Origin of the sequence: Cedecea sp. (genome assembly GCF_036500665.1) — a bacterium.
In the GTDB taxonomy this organism is placed as follows: domain Bacteria; phylum Pseudomonadota; class Gammaproteobacteria; order Enterobacterales; family Enterobacteriaceae; genus Cedecea.
Genome location: NZ_DASYBS010000046.1, coordinates 1 through 5,008, shown reverse-complemented (window position 1 = coordinate 5,008; position 5,008 = coordinate 1). Strand labels below are relative to the sequence as shown.

Below are 5,008 nucleotides of genomic sequence, written 5' to 3'. Positions count from 1 at the left end.
CGCAAGCAGGCAGAGCAGCAGGAAGCCTATTTCCGCAGCCCTGAATTCCTCAGCGACATGGGGAAGAAAGGGAAATTTATCAATCAGGAATATTCAGTGGATAACCCGCAAAAACAACGCCAGATCCTGCTGGATTCCGCCGTGGCTACCTACTGGGATGGCTATGACGGCCGGCCTTGAGGGGTAGAGTAAAACGACGGCGTTAATTAAAAGCCCAGCAAACTAGTGTTTGTTGGGCTTATTAATTAAAATTATAAAAGATAACGTTAGATTAAATTGAATTTTTCCAGAGTAGCCATTACTTCTTTCTTTAAACTACCTTCATCGAGCTCGTAGTCATCACGATCAGGTGCAGGATTGTAAATGTCAGCTAAACAAAAAATAGTAGAGGATGCTTCATCTACATCTTTGCCATCAATCGTTAATTTCCCTGTATCTCTTTCTTCCTTCCACATTAATATATATGTCTCGGAGAAAGTGTTTGCATTAATACTTGAGGTGGTGAACTTTTTTGCAAAGTCGATCAGTTTTTTACTCATCTCAGTATACCTTTCTCTATGTAATTTTTATATTGCTGGGTATTTTTTTCTAATTTCCACCCAGAAACAAATGAGTTATCTTTACTAATAACAACAACATTATTAGTCCTTGAATTAAAAAATACCCTAGAATCTTTAACTAGTAAATAAGTTCCTTTCTCAATAGTTCCTTTATCAGCTAAGTGTTTATCTATAGCATCACGGAATTCAGTTAATGTTTCTCGGTTTTTTTTCGTATCACTAACCCCAAAATCACGGGCATGTTTAAGATATTTCTTGTCTAATTGCTTGCGTGTAAAACGCCCAGAATCAAGCGGATCACTTAGCATCACATAAATCGCTTCTACGCCGCTGCCAGTGGCGTCCGGCTGCCAGTAAATGAAATCCCGCAACTGCGGGAGGTCGCTCGCCGGAAAGCTGGTGGTGACGATACTATCTGCCTGCTTTATGTCAGTACCGGTATGCACCGGCGTCACTGGCACCGGGGCGTCGTTGCCGGTATGAGGCGGAGCTGTAGGCCTTACAGGTACCGGATTGATCAGGATGGTTCTCGATGGCGCCTCGGCCATCGCCGGTAACACTATTCTATCCAGACCCGTTTCTTTATCACGTACCGGGCGATGCACCGGCACGCTGGCGGAAACGCCGCCGGCCCCCGTTTTAACCAGTATCACCTCTTGCTGACCGTTGTTCCCCATGGTAATAAAACCGCGCACCGGCAAATCGACCACGTTCATTTCTGGTTGGACAGGGGAGTACCCGGCGGCAAATAGGCTTGCCTGGGCAGCAAACATCTCTATGTTGCGTCCAGGTACTATATCACTACCCTCGCCAGCTTTCCGCGGCCAAAAACCGACTACAAAAGCGCCCACAGTCGGACCTATAGCGCTGACTGTTGATATTCGGGAAACTTCAGCTACGCCACGCCACACTGAGCTCGATACCCAACCTGCCAACTCGCTGGCTGTCGTCATGGCGCTGTTAGCCACCGTAGATAACTGCACCATGCCGCCAGCACGGTTAAGCACGATTGTCCCTACTGCTGCCAATGCGGTATTGCCCGCTTTAACTTTTTCAGGGGTGTAAGTCGGGGCGTCTAAAATTCCCGCTCTTGCGAACAACGCTTTTCTGGCTTCTTCGGCCTTGCGTACTGCTTCGGCCTTCCGTGCTTCTTCCGCTTTTCTTATTTCTTCGGCTTTCGCTTTGGTTTCTGCATCTGCTCTTTCTTTTTTAACTTTATTCACCGCATCCGTCAGTGTGCTTGTTTTAGACACTACATCCTGAATAACGACAGCTATATTATCCAGTGCAGCGAGCAACCGCTGTTTGGCGTTAAATTCTTCTACGCGGGGTTTTACCGAAAACTCCTCCCAATAGGTTCGTGAAACCGGTTGGAATACTTGAGTTAGAAATGTGTCATAATCTTCTGGTGCCAACCCAGATAGGCCTAATTTCGGTATGACGTCATTCAGTGCTTTCTCTGCTGCTTCATGCTTTTGCGAGACATTACCTTCAGACAGTTGCACTTCACTATTGGCGACTTGCAAACCATGGTTCGCTTCACGTAAAAGATTTTCAGAACTAATAACATGAGGGTCATTACCCACGTGGGTATTAAGCACCAACTGGAAAACCGCATTGACACGATCAATAATCTGATCAACGGGTTCTGCTATGCGGTTCCTAGCAGCAGCTATCTGGTCGTCAAAAATCTTTTGTAATTGGGCCAGTTGCCCATACGGCGTGAATTGTCGTCCTTTTCCTGGAACATACTCAACACTCACTCGGTCCTTCAAATAAACGGGTGCCACATTGGGCGGGAGCATTGACACATACAAACCGCCATTAGACGGTGGATATGCAGGAATAGTCCCGCTAGGCGGAGTCGGCCCGCCGGTAATGAGAATACGGATTTCTCCATTAGCATTGTAAGGGAAGCCATTTTGGTAACTTGCAGGTCCCGGCATAACAACATCTCCTTGATTCTTTATCTGTTATCAGATGCATCTGTCTGGTTGTAGTTAAATGCGTTCATTTGGCTGTGCGCCTACAGTGCATTCGAAGAATCAATCGTGTTTTGTGGTTGCTGAGTTTTCCAGCATTGCCAAGCGTAATTCCAGCGCAAGTCGGGCCTCACGTTCTTCCTTTAACGCTTCGACCAGAAGGGCGACCACGCCATTGATATTAATTCCGCGGGCGTCTTTCAAAACGCTGCCGTCATTTAATTTCAGTTCGGTGGTGGTGACGGATTGAGGTAATACGCTCTCTACTTCCTGGGCAATGACCCCGGCTTCCGGAACGCCCTGTTTCAGGTAGGTATAACCGCCAATTTTCCCCAGCTTATCCAGTGCACCGTCAATTTTTTCGATGTCGGTTTTCATGCGAGCATCGGAGCTGCTGTTCCAACTCCCGTTGGTGTACGCATTGCCTTTGTCCCGGAATTCATACCAGCCATCGCCGCCGCCATTGGCAACGCGGAGTGCCATTAAATGGTGCTTGCCAATACGTTCATAATGGCAAAGCTCTGCAAACAGCTCGCCCTGACCCTGAAGACGTAATCCGTAGGTGGTTCGGTCTGCATTGTTATTAACGTTCTTGTTCCCTTCAGCCACAATCCAGCCATTGGTATTACGTTTAACCAATTGCCCTACCGAAACCTCGCTGCTGCCTTTCACCTGAATTTCATTCCAGTTTCCCTGCCAGTCACGGTAGGAAATTAAGCCTACCTCTTCTTTTCCGGGCGTCAGGCGGGTGCCCATCATCATGGAGGTGGTTACATTGCCGCTGGTAAAATTGGTTTGGATACTTGAAGCGTTATATGTCTGCCCAAGGATGAGAGGGTCTGGGCCGATGGTCTCTGCACTGATGCCTGCATTGTGTGAAACCATCGCGCCGCCGGAGACATCCACACCATTGCGCAGTGATACCCGGCCGGTAGACAGGTTAAAAGAGAAGGGACGCAGGGTGTTCCACTGCCCGTCCTGTGCCTGGCCGCTTGGCGTGGTCAGGGCGTAAAAATCCTTACCGTCATTACGCAGCATCACACCGGTATTGCCGTTTGCCAGGCGGAAACCGTTTGCTGCCTTGGTCACAATTTCATCGTCACTGATGATGCGTTTACGCAGGGTGGTCAGGGATTTCAGCTCAGTCACATCGTCATTAACGCCGTTAGTCACCTGAGCATTTTTCTTTTCTTCAGCCATGATTCTCTTCCTTTTCGACATTCTGTTTCCTGATGGTTAACAGCGTCCGGTACCCTCCGTTGATCCTGAATGGCAGGTCTGGGGAGGTACACATTCCGTGTGCTGAAAAACCGCTAAAACACACAGATAGCACTGTGTGCATAAACAGTAATTTACTTGGCTGGGTGAAGAAGGTCGATTAGCGCTTGTTGTGTGGTGGCGGGCACAAAAATAGCGATGAATTGACGCTCACAGGGTGTGAGCATCAACAGGGGATTTCAGGCCGAAGGATATGGGGAGGTAAACAACTCCCCGCTATCAGGCGAGTTGGCTTGGCACGATGATCTGGCGGATGCCCTGTTCGCCGCTGAGCTGGCCCAGCAGCTGTTGGGCGGCCTGCAGCCCGGCCGTGCCGTAGCCCAGATCAACCGAAAAGGTTTCGGGGAACAGGAAGTTTAGCAGCGGAGTATTACCGATCCCGCACACCTGCAGCGGGGCAATATGCTGCTGTTGCAGGTATTTGATCGCACCCAGGGCGATGGTGTCGGAGGCGCACACCAGCGCGGTGGTCTGGGCATCGATGACTGAGGCGGCCAGTTGGAAACCGCTCTGATAGCTCAGTTCACCCAGCGCCACGCTCGGGGTAATCTGCTGCTGGCGACAGGCGTCGAGGTAGGCCTGGTGGCGGCGCATACCGGTGGTGGCATCCGACCGTTGTACCCCCAGGTAGCCGATATGCCGGTGGCCCTGCTGTTGCAGGCGATCCATCAGCAGCCGTACCGCGCCGTCGTCGTCGTAGCAAACCGAAGAAAACCCCTCGTATTCGCGCGCCAGTACCACCATTTTATCCTGCCACGGGCTGAGCATCGCTGCCGTAAGATCGGTGAAACCGAACAGGATCACCCCGTCGACGTTGCGCTGCTGCAGAACGTGCAAATGCTCTTCCACCAGCCGGGTCTCAAACTGGCTTTCCATTACGATCGGGTCGTAGCCGTGCTGATACAGCAGCGGCAACATGGTGCGTACCGCCTGGTTTTCAGACGGAGAGTCGAGACGGGAAACGATAATGCCGACCACTTTGTCGCTCTGGCCGCGCATGGCGCGTGCCGATTTGGACGGGGTAAACCCCTGCTGACGGATCACCGCTTCCACCCGTTCGCGGGTCTGCGGGCTTACGCTGCCTTCGTTGTTCAACACCCGTGATACGGTGGATTTTCCTACGCCGCTCAGGCGTGCGATGTCCTTGATGGTCAGCCGGTTTTGCATGGTTTACTTGTCGTTTAGGTT

Annotated in this window: 5 protein-coding genes; 1 reads left to right on the top strand and 4 read right to left on the bottom strand. The window is 50.6% G+C overall.

Annotated features, from left to right (window positions below):
• Nucleotides 1-180 (top strand): Exc2 family lipoprotein (locus VGM55_RS07585; protein ID WP_331635133.1); only part of this gene is annotated, 180 nt, incomplete at its 5' end.
• A gap of 86 nt (nucleotides 181-266) precedes the next feature.
• Here VGM55_RS07585 and VGM55_RS07580 read toward each other — a convergent pair.
• From VGM55_RS07580 to treR, 4 genes are all read right to left on the bottom strand, one after another.
• Nucleotides 267-539, bottom strand: a complete 273-nt coding sequence (locus VGM55_RS07580; protein WP_261096745.1) for a colicin immunity domain-containing protein — start codon at nucleotides 537-539, stop codon at nucleotides 267-269.
• Entirely contained in the window at nucleotides 536-2,506 is a 1,971-nt protein-coding gene (locus tag VGM55_RS07575; protein WP_261163403.1) for an S-type pyocin domain-containing protein, read from the bottom strand. The genes VGM55_RS07580 and VGM55_RS07575 overlap by 4 nt, the downstream gene beginning before the upstream one ends.
• Before the next feature lie 99 nt (nucleotides 2,507-2,605).
• Entirely contained in the window at nucleotides 2,606-3,742 is a 1,137-nt protein-coding gene (locus VGM55_RS07570; protein ID WP_331635131.1) for a tail fiber domain-containing protein, read from the bottom strand.
• Between the two features lie 297 nt (nucleotides 3,743-4,039).
• Complete coding sequence (gene treR, locus VGM55_RS07565) at nucleotides 4,040-4,987, bottom strand: trehalose operon repressor TreR (protein ID WP_261163401.1); 948 nt, start codon at nucleotides 4,985-4,987, stop codon at nucleotides 4,040-4,042.
• Nucleotides 4,988-5,008: the final 21 nt, after the last annotated feature.

Coding starts and splice junctions, on each gene's coding strand:
- treR (WP_261163401.1), bottom strand. CDS start 4,987: ATGCAAAACCGGCTGACCATCAAGGACATCGCACGCCTGAGCGGCGTA.
- VGM55_RS07570 (WP_331635131.1), bottom strand. CDS start 3,742: ATGGCTGAAGAAAAGAAAAATGCTCAGGTGACTAACGGCGTTAATGAC.
- VGM55_RS07575 (WP_261163403.1), bottom strand. CDS start 2,506: ATGCCGGGACCTGCAAGTTACCAAAATGGCTTCCCTTACAATGCTAAT.
- VGM55_RS07580 (WP_261096745.1), bottom strand. CDS start 539: ATGAGTAAAAAACTGATCGACTTTGCAAAAAAGTTCACCACCTCAAGT.